This is a genomic window from Marinobacter sp. (genome assembly GCF_033722735.1).
Classification (GTDB): domain Bacteria; phylum Pseudomonadota; class Gammaproteobacteria; order Pseudomonadales; family Oleiphilaceae; genus Marinobacter.
In genome coordinates this window covers 82,449-97,022 of record NZ_JAWVYN010000004.1, presented here as the reverse complement: position 1 = coordinate 97,022, position 14,574 = coordinate 82,449, and the positions used below count along the sequence as shown (strand labels likewise).

The following is a 14,574-nucleotide window of genomic DNA, read 5'->3' as shown; positions in this document are numbered from 1 at the left end:
TACGGCACAATGTTCGTAACACTCTGGGAAGGTCGTACCGGTCAGGGCGACATCGCATGGCATATCGCCATCGCCCTCAACGGAAAACATTCATCTGGCCAGCAGGTTTGTTTTGAACATGTCCCACACAGCCCCTGACTCCCCATTCAACGAGCCCCGGGTTCGTCAGGCCAGCTTGGATCTGGTGACCTTCGTGGAAGCACATCCCAGGCTGTTGGTGCTCACTGGAGCCGGCGTCAGCACCGATTCCGGCATTCCGGACTATCGGGACGACAAGGGTGACTGGAAGCGTCGGCCCCCCGTTCAGCACCAGGCCTTCATGGAAGATGCGTCGGTACGGCAACGTTACTGGGCCCGCAGTCTGCTGGGGTGGCCGGTGATTCGCAATGCCCGCCCCAACGGGGCTCACCATGCCCTGGCGGAACTGGAACGGCTGGGGGGGATCTCCCAACTGGTGACCCAGAATGTCGATCGCCTGCACCAGCGGGCCGGCAGCGCCCGCGTCATCGACCTCCATGGCCGCGCCGACCGGGTGTTGTGCATGGAATGCGGGTACTACTGCACCCGGGACGAAGTGCATGATCGCTGTGCCGAGATGAACCCGCAGTTCCTGGCCCTGTCGGCTGCACCGGCCCCAGACGGCGATGCGGACCTCGAACGCCACACCAGCGATTTTCGTATCGCCGACTGCCCGGCCTGCGGCGGTGTCCTCAAGCCGGATGTGGTGTTCTTTGGCGACTTTGTGCCGGGAGAGCGGGTGTCGGGGGCCCTGGAAACCTTGCGGAACAGCGATGGACTGCTGGTGATCGGGTCGTCGTTGATGGTGTATTCCGGCTTCCGCTTTTGTCGCTATGCCCGGGAGTGGGGGCTGCCGCTGGCCACGTTGACCCTGGGCCTGACCCGAGCCGACCACCTGGCGACCCTCAGCCTCAAGGCCCCCATCCGACCAACCCTGTCACTGGCGCTGGACCGGTTAACGCCCTGAGCCGGGGCATGCTGGCGTTTTCGGCACTGGCGCAAGCCTACTGAGGCGATACACTGTACCCAGACTCTGTAGAAACAGGAGACGGCGTTGAGCGACAGCGGAATGGAGAGCACTCCTACCCCTACCCACACCCTGCAGCACCTGGAACAAAGCCGGCAGATCCTGCAGCGGCTGATCCGGGTTGCCCGGCTGATCGAGGGGCTCAAGCACAGCCTGGAGCACATGCTGGCCCAGGATTCGGTCACGACAGGGGAAGATCCCCAGATGGCCCGGCTGATCGAGGGCCTTGGGGACAAGATATTGAGCCTGTCGGACGGCGACGTCACGCTGCGGCTCGAGAGGCTTGACCAGCGTCTTCGAACCCTGTTCAACAAGCTGTCCCCACTGATCGACCAGATCCAGGTCGCGGACACCCCGGTTTCGGAGCTACCGCTGAGCGAAGCCGTTCAGGACATTGGCGACCTCAAACGCTCGGCGCGAACCGCGCTGGCCATGCGGGGCCTGCTCGCCCGGCGGGGGGTGGCGGTCCCTGATTTCCGTCTGCCGCTGGATCGGAACCGTCTTCAGCAACAGCTCCAGAGCGTAACCCACGAGGAGCGGTCCGCTCGTCGGCAGGTGATCGAACATGTCCTCGATGTGGACGGTGAGATCCGCCGCCTGCTCAAGCACGGAAACCTGCCAGAGGCCATGCGCGATCTGTTGCAACGGATGCTCGATGGCCTGCAGGAAAACCTGGACCATCTGGAAGCTGGCCAGAGTGTCGGTGAGCTTCCTCTGCCGATTGAGGACGTATCCTTCATCGAGCCTCAGCGGAGCGAGGCAGCCAAGCCATCTGCCTTGTCCCCTGCCGACTCCGGGGGCGATGAGCGTGATGCCCAACCCCGCGAACCTTCGCAGGACCCTGCCCGGGGCACCACTGAAGCTCCGCCACCCCCGGGCCTGTTTCGGTCCATCCGGTTGTGGATTCTGTCACCCTGGAATGTCAGCTGGCGTGATATCCGCTCCGGGCGTTATCGGGCCTGACATGGACATTAAATTTTCTTACACCTGGGGGCAGGTGGCGGACCAGACTCACTGAAATGGGTATAGTGATAGTTGTAATGTGGTTAGCTGTGGGCGATCAGACCCAATCACAGAACTGACATTTGGTCAGGGTATAAAGGATTCATCAGCGTCGAATCATGGCACGTCGACATCAGCCAATGAGCGATACCCAAGGAGCAGAATCTGTGTCTGAATCAGCCATGGTGCAAACCGAAGCGAGAGAGCAAACGTTCGCAGAGGAACTGATCAACGCCATCACCCACGGCATTGGCGCAGTGGTGGCAGTGGCGGCAGCCACCTTGCTGATTACCCTGGCGAGCCTGGATGGCGATCCGTGGAAAATTGTGGGCGTTTCGATTTACGGTGCCTGCCTGTTTCTGCTCTATACCGCGTCCACGCTGTATCACGGCATCCAGCACGAAAAAGCCAAACCGGTGCTGAACATCATTGACCATTGCTCCATCTATCTGCTGATTGCCGGCACCTACACACCGTTCCTGCTGGTTAACCTGCGCGGGCCCTGGGGCTGGGGGCTGTTTGGCGTCATCTGGGCATTGGCCATCGGGGGCATACTATTAAAGGCGTTTAGATCCCGACAGTACGAGTCCGCCCACCTGCTCAACTACCTGGTGATGGGCTGGTTGATTGTCGTCGCCGCCGGCGAACTGGTGGCCAGCTTCTCCGAGTTTGGCCTGATCATGATCGTGGCGGGCGGCCTGTCCTATTCGGTGGGCGTACTCTTCTTCATCCTCGATCGATTCCCCTTCATGCACGCCGTCTGGCACCTGTTCGTGCTGGGAGGCAGTACCTGCCATTACATTGCGGTGTTCGCCGACGTTCTCTAGTGTCCCGTCTGGTTAGTTCGTTGACCTTCAAGGGCTCGGGAGATCAGCGAATTAACCAGACGGGACACTAGCGCGCTCAGACCTGCAGGCCCCGGCTCAGCAACTTGATGCCTTCGTCCAGGGTCCGCTTGCCGGTCAGTTCGTCGTACCCGCTACAGATCTCCAGCAGCACGGCACCGTGAATGCCGGCCCACAGGGTTCGCACGGTGGCCCCGGGATCGGCGGTGATCCGGAAACGGCGCTGGGCCATGCCGTTCTCGATAAAGTTGGCGAACAGCTCGAACGCGGAGGACCGGGACAGCATGCCGAACAGATCTGCCTCGATGGCAATCGGGGTGCTGGCGGCCAGGAACAGGGCGCGGTCGGAGTTGGCCAGTTCGCGATAAATGTAGGCGGCCTGTCGCAGCAGGGCGTCCGGAGGGGTCTCGGGGAGGGCGGCCATTAGCCGTCGTTGCCACTCCTCCACCCAGGCTTCGTAGAGCGCATGGATCAGGCCGGGCGTATCGCTGAACAGGGTCTCGACGGTTTGTAGTGGCGTATCGGCCTTCTCGGCGAGGGCCTGCAGGGTCAGGGCCGCCATGCCGTCGCTGCGGACAATGTCGCGGGCAAGGCTGACCAGCTGTCTACGTTGGGCCTGGTCGTCGGAATTGGTCTGTACATCCGTTGACTTGTGGGTCATTCAACCATTCCTGTGTTGCTATTTTTTTAGACAGTTTCAGGGGCTTGTCTTTGTTTCCTGAACCTTCTTGCATAGTAGCACTATAGTTTTGATTGCACAGTCTTCAGCTCCGTTCAGATATTGGGGAAGGAGAGGCTGGTGGCGGGACAAAAAAAGAAGGGCCATCCGGCCCTTCGTAGGTTTCTTTGGTTCGATGTTCCGGCAGTTCATCCCGCCAGTTCTCGAATTCGTCCAGCGCCTGGCGCCAATCCAGCCGTGGCCGAAGGGTGAGCTTGGCCTCCTGGTGGGGGCCGCCCTTGCGCATCAGCGGGTCGCGTGCCACCCAGTTGCGCCTGGGTTTGGGTGCTTTCGCCATGATGGTCTCCACAAACAGTGTTTTCGTTGGGCAGGTTGGTTTTCATAAGCTCCCTGAAGGTCCGTGACCTTGGAAAGCCAGGGCGGCCGTTACCCTTTGACGCATACCACCTGCTTTAAGGTATGCACCACCTCCACCAGATCGCTCTGGTTGGCCATCACTTCGTCGATATCCTTGTAGGCACCGGGAATTTCGTCCAACACCCCCTTGTCCTTGCGGCATTCCACGCCCTGGGTCTGGGCCTCCATGTCCGCCCGGCTGAATTGCCGTTTGGCCTGGCTCCGGCTCATGGTACGGCCGGCGCCGTGGGCGCAGGAGCAGAACGACTCGGGATTGCCCTTGCCGCGCACGATGAACGACTTGGCGCCCATGCTGCCGGGGATGATGCCGAGCTGATCCCTGGCCGCGGCGATGGCGCCCTTGCGGGTCAGGAAGACCTGCTTGCCGAAGTGCTCTTCCCGCGCCACGTAATTGTGGTGGCAGTTGATGGCCTCCTTGCTGACGCTGAAGTCCGGCAGGTGAGGGCGGATGGCCTGGACGATCAGCCGCATCATCTCCCGGCGATTTGTCAGGGCGTATTCCTGGGCCCACTCCACCGCCTGCACATAGTCGTCAAAATGCGCGGCCCCTTCGGAGAAGTAGGCCAGATCCCTGTCCGGCAAGTGCAGTTGATGGCGTTCGGCATCCTTCTTCGCCAGGCTGATGAAGTAGCGGCCGATCACGTTGCCGATGCCGCGACTGCCGGAGTGCAGCATGACCCACACCTGCTGGTTTTCATCGACACACAGTTCGATGAAGTGGTTGCCGCCACCGAGGGTGCCCAGTTGGCGGGTCCAGGTGTGGGGTTTCTGCATTTTGGTCAGCCCCGGGTGCTTGCCCAAGATCTCGTCCAGCACCGCATCCAGCTGGCTCACCGCCTTGCGCTGGACGGTGGGCCGGTTGTGCATGTCGAAGCCCACCGGCACCGCCGCCTCGATGGCACTGCGGATCCTGCGCAGGCTGTCCGGCAGCTGGCTGGCCGTGAGCGTCAGCCTTACCGCATTCATGCCACAGCCAATATCCACCCCCACCGCCGCCGGGATGACGGCGCCGAGGGTGGGAATCACCGAACCGACGGTGGCGCCAATGCCCAGATGCACATCCGGCATGGCGGCGATGTGACTGTGCACAATCGGCAACTGGGCAATGTTGGCCAGCTGGTTCAGGGCGCCGGGCTCTACCTGGTCGGTGTAGATTTTCACCGGAACCCGGCCTTTGTTGATCGTTGTCCGAATCGGCATAACGAATTCCTTCGCACGTACTTCTATGGCCGACACGGCGGGTGGCATCGCCGGACATCCCCTTGCCGGGACCCTATACGAAAAAACCCTGGCAGACGGGGTCTACCAGGGTTTGCAATGCGGCGAACACGCACCGTGCCGGAAGACCTTTACGCCTTCCAGTCTGTCAGGAGGAAGGCAATATCAGTAACTGTTGACCTGTTTGAGGTGTGACATGAGTTGCTCCTCGTTAGTTGCACCATGGGGCATGGCGCGTGCGTGAATTCTGGGACGAAACTATACGCCGCGTTGGCGTGATTGGCCAGCCTCCGATCACAGGTTTTGGACTCGGCAAGGACAACTCAGGAGGGCTGGCGGAGCGGTACTGAGGCTCGGATTCAATCCGCCTCGCTATTGCTCGGTATGGGGAGCGTGAATTCGAACAGGCTGCCGTTGCCTGTGTTTCGCTGGGCAATGGAACCACCGTGCCGGTCCAAAATGAGTTTGCTGATATGCAGGCCCAATCCGGAGCCGGAAATGGGGCCGGTGGGCTGGCGGTCGTCCTGGGAAAAGCGCTCAAACAGGTAGGGGCGGAACTGTTCCGATACGCCCGGGCCGTTGTCTTCCACGGTGACTCTGAAACAGTGTTCGTCGCGGCTCAGCGCCACGGTCACTGGCTGATTGCGAGGTGAGTGCTTGATGGCGTTGGACAGCAGGTTGGTGATGACCTGGGATACCCTGAAACTGTCGGCAAGGACCTGCGCCGGTTCCGCCCTGCAACGGAAGCGGAGGGAGACCGCGTGCATCTCTGCAAACGCTCGAATATCGTCGATGCCGTCCCGGATTAGCCGGGCGAGATCGACCGTGGTTATCCGCAGCGGCACATCCGTGCTGGCCAGCTTGTCGACACTGAGAATGTCGTCCACCAGGTGGCGCAACTTTTCACAATTGCGATGGGCCATGTCCAGCAATGTAACGACTTCAGCTGGCAGGTCGCTGTAGCGGTCGCTGCGGATCAGCCCAATGGCCCCCACGATAGCGGTGAGGGGAGTACGTAACTCGTGGTTGACCAGTGAGATCAGGTTGGCCTTGGAGGCCTCCACCTGTTTGCGGACAGTCAGGTCCACCAGGGACATCAACAACATCCACTGGTTCTCGAACTTGATGGGCTTTATGTTGACCTGCATTTCCAGCTCGGCCCCCCCCAGCGTCCTCACTGTGATGTCCGACTGGGACTCCAGGGAGGTAGGGTCGTTGGCCACAGGGAGTTGGTGCAGCGTGTCCAGCGCCGAACGGGCGCTGTCTTCGTTCAGCAGTTGGTGAATGCTGAGGCCGGACAGCTCACCCGGGAGCGAAAGCCAGCGGCGGGCCACGCTGTTGGCCTTGGCGAGCGCGCCCCGATGATCGATCACTATCAAGCCGTTAGGGCTGTTCTCAAACAGCGATTCGTACTGCTCGGAGAGTTGCATGATCTGGGTGACGTTGGTGTGCGCCCCCAGCATCCGAATCGGTTGGCCCCGGTCGTCCCGGATTGCCAGGCCGCGGCAGCGTACCCAGACGGTGGAGCCGTCCTTGTGTTGGTAGCGGACGATCTGATCGTAGGGGTGGCTGGGGTCCTGGCAGTGTTTATCGAAGTTATCCAGGGCCACCGCCAGGTCGTCCTGGTTGATCATGTTCTGCCATTCACTGGCCACATGCCGCTTATCACCGGGATCGTAGCCAAACGTGGTCCAGAAGCGATCGCTCATCCATTCCTGTTCCGGGTTTTCCAGATCCCAGTACCACAGCCCGTCCAGCGAACCGCTCTGGATGAACTCGAAGATGCGATCATCCGCTTTGAGCAGGGCGTTCAGTTCCCGCTTGAGATAATGATCGTCGTTCATTGAGGTCTCCTCTCCCTGGAATGGTCCGGTTGCGATTATTTGCCCGGGCTGGGCAGGAGCTGGTTGTCGATCAACTGTTGGAACCACTCCTCCATCGACTCCTTCAGCGGCCGATAGCTCAGTCCAAGCTCGTTGATGGCCTTGCGATTGTCGCAGCTCCAGGAAAAGTTGACGTTGCGGCTGACCATCTTCCGGGTCATGGAGGGGTTGATGACCGGACCCACCAACCAAACCACCCATTTGGGCAGGGTGCGCCCGGGAAGTGGATAGCGGCCAAACCGGTCCCGCAGGACGGCGGCCATCTCGGCGAAATCGGTATCATGGGCGGAGACGATGTATCGGCCCTGGGCCTCGGGAGTGAAACCGGCCCGGAAGTGAGCCTCGGCCACATCCCGCACATCCACGGCGCCAATGCCCCAGTTGGGCACCCCGGCTTTCATGGTGCCGTCACCCATCTGCTTGATGATATTGAAGCTTTCTGAGGTGGCGTAGGGGTTTAGGCCGGGGCCGATGACCAGTGACGGATTGATGGTGACCAGGTCCCAGCGCGACTGGTTGCCGGCGACCCGCCAGGCCTCACGCTCGGCCATGGTCTTGGAATAGGAGTAAGGCTGGTGCTGGAGTGAGGAGCTGGTATTCCAGACGTCTTCGGTAAACACGCCCCCAGGGGTCTGTGCCATGTCGGCGTTATCGCCGTAGATGGCTGCACAGCTGCTGGTTACCACCACCCGCCGCACGGTGTCGGTCTGATTGGCCTGCTCCAGTACATTGCGCGTGCCCTGCAGCGCGGGATCCACCAGTTCTTTCTGCGGATCGCTCACGTTGACGGTAAACGGGGACGCGGTGTGGTAGACCAGTTGGCATCCCTACATGGCTTCGGCGTAGGAGCCCGCTTCGAGCAGGTCGGCCTTGAAGTAGCGAATACCTCCCGGGCTCTCGGCCGCTGCCTGGTCCAGGTGGCGCAACTTTTCCGCCTGGTCGGGATTCCGTACGGCGGCGTGGACGGTGAGCCCTTCGTCAAGCAGACGCTTGACCAGCCAGCCGGCGACATAGCCTGATGCCCCGGTCACCAGAACCGGCGCACTCTTGTCGATGGATTTCACCACGGTCTCCTTTTCCTGTTGGACAGTAGCCTAAGCTTAGTGAATTAGCCTGACGAAAGCTGTTTTTTAGAGGGCATGGGGCAAAAGAAAGCAGCGAAAAGCTCCCCAATTCCGAACATTACGTGTTTGCACGTCCATAATGGCAGTATGGTTGATACGTTTTAAACGGACTTTGCTGTGTTAATCAACGCACCCTTAACTTCCTCGACTGCATGCGGAGTGTCATGCTGTTTTTTGGCCTCTTTTACTCATTCGCGCTGATCGCCTTCGGACTCAGTCCCGATGCTCGCCTGCGTTTCGGCGGTGCCCTGGCCCTATTGCTGGTGGCTCCGGTGGCTGGTTACACCTCCTGGGAGTTTGCCGGCTATGCCTTCGGTTACTTGCTGCTGACCGCCTGGATGGTGGCGCAGCCGTTGCCGCTGTGGTTTCGCAATATGCGTTACGGGTGCTGGTTCCTGGCCAGTGCCGTTCTGCTGGTGCATGCGGTTCCGGGGGATCGGGGGCTGCTGCTGGCCGAGCAGGTGGTCCTGAAACCCGGCGGTATCGCCACAGACCTGTACCTGAACCACGACAAGGTCTGGGTGGCGTGGTCGTTACTGAGCTGGCTGCCGCTGGTCCGATTGAGCATGGCCCTGCGCCGGCCGTTTCCCCGCTGGTTGGTGCCGATACTGTTGAGCGCCGGTCTGGCGCTGGTCATGGTGCTGGCTGTTGCCCTGGGCCTGGTGAGTTGGCAGCCGGCGTTGACGCCCTGGTTCTGGGTGTTCGCGGTCTCCAACCTGCTCAACACCTGCATGGCCGAAGAATTGCTGTTCCGCGGTCTGCTACAACGCCAGTTGGCCATACGCTTTGGGTGGATGACGGCCCTGGCCCTGGCCAGCGCTGCCTTTGGCCTGGCTCATATGGCCGGTGGTTGGAGCTTTGTGACGGTGGCCGGCCTGGCGGGACTGCTGTATGGCCTGGCTTACATGTGGACCGGACGGTTGATCTGGGCGGTGCTGGTTCACTGGTTGCTGAATGTGTCGCACTTTCTGTTCTTCACCTACCCTGTAAAGGGATAACCGATGCCAGGGAGTCATTCCGAGGCTCCCTGGTTCAGTATGAGAGGGGCAAATGAAGTACATATTCGAGGTTCGGGTCAAGGAAGGCTATAGCGCCGAAGATTATGCCGAGGCCTGGGTACGGGCCTCCGAATTGATTCAGCAGGCACCGGGAGCCCGTGGCACCGAGCTGCATCGCAAGATTGGTGATCCGAATACTTTGATTGCCATTGCCCACTGGGACAGCAAAGACGACCGGGATGCCATGGAGGCACAGCACGATCCGGAGATCGCGGAGATCATTCGCAGCGCCGCTCCGTTTGTCGAAATCCGGCGGGTGGGTGAGTTCGAAGAACCGGAGTGGGTGGTCTTGCCGCCGAAGCGAACACAAGGCTGAGCTGGACCAAAGCCTGCGCCGTTCAGGCGGGCGACGATGCCGGGGCTGGCGGTTGGGGGAATCCAAACTGCCTGCGTGGCCGGGGGCCGAGAGTGGCGCAGCCGAACCTATCGGCAGGGGAGGGAAATCATGCAGATTCGAACCTTTGGAGAACTGATCGAGTGGACGCGGGATCTCCATCACCAGTTGTCGGAACGGCTTGCCGACAGTTCCCAGCAACACCAGCAGGAGCGTACCAGGGCGCTCCTGCAGTATCTGGCCGACCACGAGGCCATGCTGGATCGGGCAATTGCAGAATTCGAACGGCAGGGCGACCAGAAAGCCATGCAGACCCGGTTCTACGATTACCTGAATCACAATCCGGTTGAGACGCGCCGGCTCAGCGACTTGCCCTACGCCAACATGAGCTTTGACGAAATCTGTCGGGAGCTGTTCGATGTTCACGACCAGATCATGGCTTTGTACAACACGCTGATCGGGAAGGCGGAAATTCCCGAGGTTATATCGATGTTGGAGGACCTGCTGGCCCTGGAAGAGCACGAAGCCATGCGTCTGGCCCTTCAGATCGGTCGCATGTCCGATGTCTGAGGCCTCCCGACCGATAACGAAATAAAACGATTTTTCCGCAGATTTGCGCCCTTTTTTGACTCGCTGTCCGTCAATTAACGCTAAGATGTCTTGCGCGTTACGCAGACTCTCTGTGTTAAAGGACTGGGCGTCGTTTGGCGCCCAATAATCATAAACCTAAGGACGTTAAAGGTTACTTCATGACTAAGAATACGTTATCTCTGGTAGCTGGCGGAGCGGCCGCTGTTTTGCTGACGGGCTGCCAGCTGGCCCCCTCGTCCATGGGCTCCGCCGCCCCCGGTGACACCGTCAAGGAAATCTCACTGGGCGAACGCGTCCGCGGCGAGCTCACTACCCAGAGCGGCCTCAACCGCAAGGATGGCAGCCGTTATCAGACCTTTGCGATGACGTTGTCGGCAGATACGCTGCTGGAGATTGACCTGGAAGGCAGTCTTGATGGCGTATTGACCCTCTATAATGAGCAGGACGAACTGCTCGCCGTGGCCTCGCCCCTGCGCTACAAAGTGACCGAGCCCGGAGACTACAAGGTGGTGGTCAGTGGCATTGACGAGAGCAGTTACGGCCCCTTCAACGTGGTGTCCCGGACCATCGATCTCGAACTGGTCAGTTCCCTGACGGCGCCGGGTTCGGCCTCTGGCTGGCTGCAGGGTGAACCGGTGGAGTTCACCGTGACCATTCCGGAATCCGGTGCCTACCAGATCGACATGCGTTCTGACGATTTTGACGCGTTGATGGTCATGACCGGCCCGAACGGCTACGAGGTTGAAAATGACGACGGTGGTGAGGAGTACAACGCCCGCATCGGCGACATCCTCAACGCCGGCGAATACCGAATCCAGGCGGGCTCCTACGAGCAGAACGCGGGTCTGTTCACCATTGAAGTCTCCTCCCTGAATGTCGATATCGACGAGGAGCGGGAGATTTCCGCCCCTGCCGACATTGCCGGCTGGATGCGCAACGGCCCGGATGTGTACACCCTGACGATCGAACAGGAAGGTGTGTACCAGATCGACATGCGTTCCGACGGTCTTGACCCGATGCTGACGCTGGAAGGGCCGGCAGGCTATGTGGCCGAGGATGACGACGGCGGTGACAACTACAATGCCCGTCTCACCGAGCGTCTGGCACCGGGGGTCTATACCCTGACTGCACGCTGCTACGAAGAAAACCGCGGACTGTACAGCCTGACTGTGGCACCGCTATAAGCCAACCTGTCGCTTGACAGGCTCTGAAGGGCAGGCTGGCCGCACGTCGCCTGCCCTTTCCGATTAGTGGGCTTGTGAATGCATCAGCGAACCACAAACATGGACACATCGCTATGGCGCAGGATTTTGGCGCCATTGGATCGCAGGATATGAAGCTTGTCCGCGGTCCCCGGTGGATGGGAGGCCATCACCACCAGGTCTGCGCCGGTTTCCTCAATGGCGGTCAGCAGGTCCTCATCGAGTTCCGCCGCAGTATCCGGCGATTCGATCACCTTGTAGTCCGTCTTGATGCCATGCTCCTCCCCCTGTTCCTTCGCGAATACTTTCAGTTTTTCGGTGAGTTCGCGGGTGTTATGGGCAGCCGGTGAGGGTGTGCTGTTGGTCACGGTGACGTAGCACAGGGTGGCATTGTAGTGCCTGGCCATGTCGATGGCGGTATTCAGTGCTTTGAAGAGTTTGTCCAGATGTGCCAGCTCTACCGGCACCAGAATCTTGTGGTACATCTTGAGCCTCCAACTTGAATTGCCCCCCCACTTAGGCCCCTCGAACACAACGAACCAGGAGCCAACTGTGTGGGCGGTTTCCCATTGGGCTATCTCCTATTGAAGTATAGGCAAGCCGTGGACGAGAAGTTCCCCACATCCGGTGGAACTGACCTGAGTCAAGGCGATGGCAGGCTGATACTGCCAAATTGAAATAGTCAGGTTGAATTCAGTTTTGGCTGTTGTGATGACCAATGAATGGGGGCTTCTCCCGAATTGGACGGATCCCGGTAGGGGGAGTCAGCTTTCCAGGTCTATGGAATGAAGTTCAGGTTAATTGGAGGAACGGAGCGATGAATCAATTGGCAAAATCCGTGGTGCTGTTAATAGCCACGGCCATGCCTTGGGTGGCAGGCGCGCATTACGGGCATGAGAACTGGGCAGCTGGCGACATGCCGATGATGAATCCGGACGAAATGAATGAACATATGGAACAGATGAGTCAGCTGATGGGCCAGATTCAGAACGAATCGTCCCCCGAAAAACGGCAGGCACTCATGCAGGAGCATATGAACCTTATGCAGCGTTACATGTATAGGATGCATGGCGCTATGGGGGGGCAGGCATGATGATGGGGCCGGGAATGATGGGCGGGCCCGGTATGATGCAGCGGGGACAGGCCGATCAGGGACCTGGCATGAATAACAATGGGCCTGATGGTCGGCAGCGTTCAACTCCCATGGACCCGGGCCATCGGATGGACCGGCTGGAACAACGCATGAACCAGATGCAACTGATGATGGAGCAGATGCTGAGGCATCAGGAGCGAATGCAGGAAGCCCCCTGAACCCTGGGTGGGGCAGGGCGCTCGGATGGCAGGGGAGCGTGATTCCAAGCGGGGCTTTTTGTTGTCGGGCGAGAAATAGGTTTTACTGATATAAGACGCTCGCACCGTCCAACTTCAGGAGACCTGCGCATGTCACGCTTTGCTGATGAACTCCAGCCCCCCAAGGTGCTGATGTTCGACTGGCACGGCACCCTGGTGGATACCAGTGATGCCATGTTCAGCGCCATGGAGGAGATGCTCCCGCAACTGGAAGAGTTGGGGCTGGTGGAGCGGTTGTTGCCGGAAGAAAAGTGCATGACGGCGGACGACGCCCGCCTCGTCCGCTATATTCGTGTCTATCGCAAGCTGCACCCCCGCATCCTGGCCGAGCGCCGGGTATCCCGTACCGATATCTTCAACGCCATTTTCGGGGACGACCGGGATGCACGGTTGATTGCCCACGAAGCCTACAACCACTGCTACCGCAAATATTTTGGCCAGGTTAAGCCGTTCCAGCAGGGCGTCTATGAGTACCTCATGGCCTGCAAGCGGTTGGGCATCAGACTGGCCGTGTCGACCAACCGGAACCGGGAGTTCCTGGACACGGAAATTCAGACGGTGGATGGCGGTCGCTGGCGCGACCTGTTTGACGTCACCGTCTGCGCCGACGATGTGGTGCACTACAAGCCTGACCCGGAAGTCATGCTCAAGGCCCTCGAGAAACTGCGGCTACCGGCGGACGAAACCGCCTGGTACGTGGGCGACAGTTATGTTGACATGATCACCGCGGCCCGGGCCGGCATTATCCGAATCTTCTACAACGGCGCCTGCTGGGAACAGGACCGGGTTGAGAGCTGGTTCAGTTTCCGGGATAAGCCCCATGCCATCCTGGACAGCTTCGAAGACCTGATGACCCAGCTCGGGGACACCGCTCACAGCGACCAGCCAGCCTTTCGGGCAAGGGTGGATGCGGTGCGTCCGCCGGCCTACCCGCCCCCGACGCCACCAGCGCCCCGGATTGAGGCGGACTGGCACCCGGCCGTGGCCAAACTGATTCGGCCCTCGGTGATCCTGTTCGACTGGCACGCGACCCTGGTGGACACCCTGGATGCCATGTACCACGCGGTGGATGACATGCTGCCGGAGTTCCACGAGCTGGACCTGATGGACCGGATGGTCATGCCGGAAGACAGCAAAACGCCGGAGGACGCCCGGCTGGTGGCCTATGTCCGTGAGTTTGCGGCGCTCCACCCAAAGGTCAAGGCCGACCGCAAGATCTCCCGTACCGATATTTTCGAGGTGCTGTTCGGCGAGGATCAGGAGGCCAAGCAGATTGCCCACCAGGCATTCAATCGCCACTACCGCACTCACTTCGGCACGGTGAAGCCCTTCGAACCGAAGGTGCGGGAGATGCTGGCGGCCCTTCGTCGTCACGATATCCAGGTGGGCCTGATCACCAACCGGGACCGGGAGTTCTTCGAGCAGGAACTGGCGGCGGTGGAGGGAACCGGATGGGCCCATCTGTTCGATACCCACGTCTGTGGCGACGATACCCCGTTGCGCAAACCCCACCCGGATCAGTTACTGCGGGCGGCGGCGAACCTGGGGTACCCGCCCGACCCCAGTGTCTGGTACGTGGGTGACAGCACCACGGACATCATTGCCGCCAAGCGCGCCTGCATGACCGCGGTCTTCTTCAACGGTGCGCAATGGGATTTGCCCTGGCTGAACAAGATCTTTCCCGGCACCCACAAGCACCCGGACAAGCCCGATGTGGTGGTCAACGACTTCTCCGAGCTCTGGGCCCTGGTGCTGGCCTGTGAGATTGGCCCGGCCGGTTGAACTTTTGACCGGGTTCCGATTCACACCCCTGTAGTGGCCAATGC

General features: G+C 60.2%; 15 protein-coding genes and 1 pseudogene. 10 read left to right on the top strand and 6 right to left on the bottom strand.

The window, feature by feature from the left end:
* Positions 1 to 118: 118 nt before the first annotated feature.
* The 3 genes from R3175_RS05075 to trhA all read left to right on the top strand — a co-directional run bounded on the left by R3175_RS05075 (position 119) and on the right by trhA (position 2,874).
* Positions 119 to 985 (top strand): NAD-dependent protein deacetylase, encoded by an 867-nt coding sequence (locus tag R3175_RS05075; RefSeq protein ID WP_318942788.1) that lies wholly within the window; start codon positions 119 to 121, stop codon positions 983 to 985.
* 87 nt (positions 986 to 1,072) lie between these two features.
* Positions 1,073 to 2,008 (top strand): hypothetical protein, encoded by a 936-nt coding sequence (locus R3175_RS05070; protein WP_318942787.1) that lies wholly within the window; start codon positions 1,073 to 1,075, stop codon positions 2,006 to 2,008.
* A 206-nt stretch (positions 2,009 to 2,214) separates the two neighbouring features.
* Positions 2,215 to 2,874: a PAQR family membrane homeostasis protein TrhA gene (gene trhA, locus R3175_RS05065; protein ID WP_318942786.1), complete on the top strand. Its 660-nt coding sequence runs from the start codon at positions 2,215 to 2,217 to the stop codon at positions 2,872 to 2,874.
* A 76-nt stretch (positions 2,875 to 2,950) separates the two neighbouring features.
* On the opposite strand, the gene R3175_RS05060 is transcribed toward trhA, so the two are convergent.
* The 5 genes and pseudogenes from R3175_RS05060 to R3175_RS05040 all read right to left on the bottom strand — a co-directional run bounded on the left by R3175_RS05060 (position 2,951) and on the right by R3175_RS05040 (position 8,120).
* Positions 2,951 to 3,553, bottom strand: coding sequence for a hypothetical protein (locus R3175_RS05060; protein WP_318942785.1), 603 nt, complete (start codon positions 3,551 to 3,553; stop codon positions 2,951 to 2,953).
* A 103-nt stretch (positions 3,554 to 3,656) separates the two neighbouring features.
* Positions 3,657 to 3,908, bottom strand: coding sequence for a hypothetical protein (locus R3175_RS05055; protein WP_318942784.1), 252 nt, complete (start codon positions 3,906 to 3,908; stop codon positions 3,657 to 3,659).
* 89 nt (positions 3,909 to 3,997) lie between these two features.
* On the bottom strand, positions 3,998 to 5,188 hold the full coding sequence (locus R3175_RS05050; protein ID WP_318942783.1) for an RtcB family protein: 1,191 nt from the start codon (positions 5,186 to 5,188) through the stop codon (positions 3,998 to 4,000).
* Positions 5,189 to 5,565: 377 nt separating this feature from the next.
* A complete protein-coding gene (locus R3175_RS05045; RefSeq protein WP_318942782.1) occupies positions 5,566 to 7,050 on the bottom strand; it encodes an ATP-binding protein in 1,485 nt (494 codons plus the stop codon).
* Positions 7,051 to 7,085: 35 nt separating this feature from the next.
* Positions 7,086 to 8,120, bottom strand: a pseudogene (locus tag R3175_RS05040) (NAD-dependent epimerase/dehydratase family protein).
* Between the two features lie 257 nt (positions 8,121 to 8,377).
* Between R3175_RS05040 and R3175_RS05035 the strand changes: the two are divergent.
* The 4 genes from R3175_RS05035 (at position 8,378) to R3175_RS05020 (ending at position 11,380) form a co-directional block, all read left to right on the top strand.
* On the top strand, positions 8,378 to 9,211 hold the full coding sequence (locus R3175_RS05035; protein ID WP_318942781.1) for a CPBP family intramembrane glutamic endopeptidase: 834 nt from the start codon (positions 8,378 to 8,380) through the stop codon (positions 9,209 to 9,211).
* Positions 9,212 to 9,263: 52 nt separating this feature from the next.
* Positions 9,264 to 9,587, top strand: coding sequence for an antibiotic biosynthesis monooxygenase family protein (locus R3175_RS05030; RefSeq protein WP_318942780.1), 324 nt, complete (start codon positions 9,264 to 9,266; stop codon positions 9,585 to 9,587).
* Positions 9,588 to 9,716: 129 nt separating this feature from the next.
* A complete protein-coding gene (locus R3175_RS05025; protein WP_318942779.1) occupies positions 9,717 to 10,175 on the top strand; it encodes an ATPase in 459 nt (152 codons plus the stop codon).
* Positions 10,176 to 10,354: 179 nt separating this feature from the next.
* Positions 10,355 to 11,380 carry a hypothetical protein gene (locus tag R3175_RS05020; protein WP_318942778.1) on the top strand — a complete coding sequence of 342 codons (1,026 nt, stop codon included), beginning with the start codon at positions 10,355 to 10,357 and terminating at the stop codon, positions 11,378 to 11,380.
* Positions 11,381 to 11,463: 83 nt separating this feature from the next.
* On the opposite strand, the gene R3175_RS05015 is transcribed toward R3175_RS05020, so the two are convergent.
* Positions 11,464 to 11,883 carry a universal stress protein gene (locus R3175_RS05015; protein WP_318942777.1) on the bottom strand — a complete coding sequence of 140 codons (420 nt, stop codon included), beginning with the start codon at positions 11,881 to 11,883 and terminating at the stop codon, positions 11,464 to 11,466.
* A gap of 332 nt (positions 11,884 to 12,215) precedes the next feature.
* On the opposite strand from R3175_RS05015, the gene R3175_RS05010 reads away from it, so the two are divergent.
* The 3 genes from R3175_RS05010 to R3175_RS05000 all read left to right on the top strand — a co-directional run bounded on the left by R3175_RS05010 (position 12,216) and on the right by R3175_RS05000 (position 14,530).
* A complete protein-coding gene (locus R3175_RS05010) occupies positions 12,216 to 12,491 on the top strand; it encodes a hypothetical protein (protein ID WP_318942776.1) in 276 nt (91 codons plus the stop codon).
* A 68-nt stretch (positions 12,492 to 12,559) separates the two neighbouring features.
* Entirely contained in the window at positions 12,560 to 12,709 is a 150-nt protein-coding gene (locus R3175_RS05005) for a hypothetical protein (RefSeq protein ID WP_318942775.1), read from the top strand.
* 129 nt (positions 12,710 to 12,838) lie between these two features.
* The gene (locus tag R3175_RS05000; RefSeq protein WP_318942774.1) at positions 12,839 to 14,530 is read left to right on the top strand and encodes an HAD-IA family hydrolase; all 1,692 of its coding nucleotides are present in this window, start codon (positions 12,839 to 12,841) and stop codon (positions 14,528 to 14,530) included.
* Positions 14,531 to 14,574 lie beyond the last annotated feature (44 nt).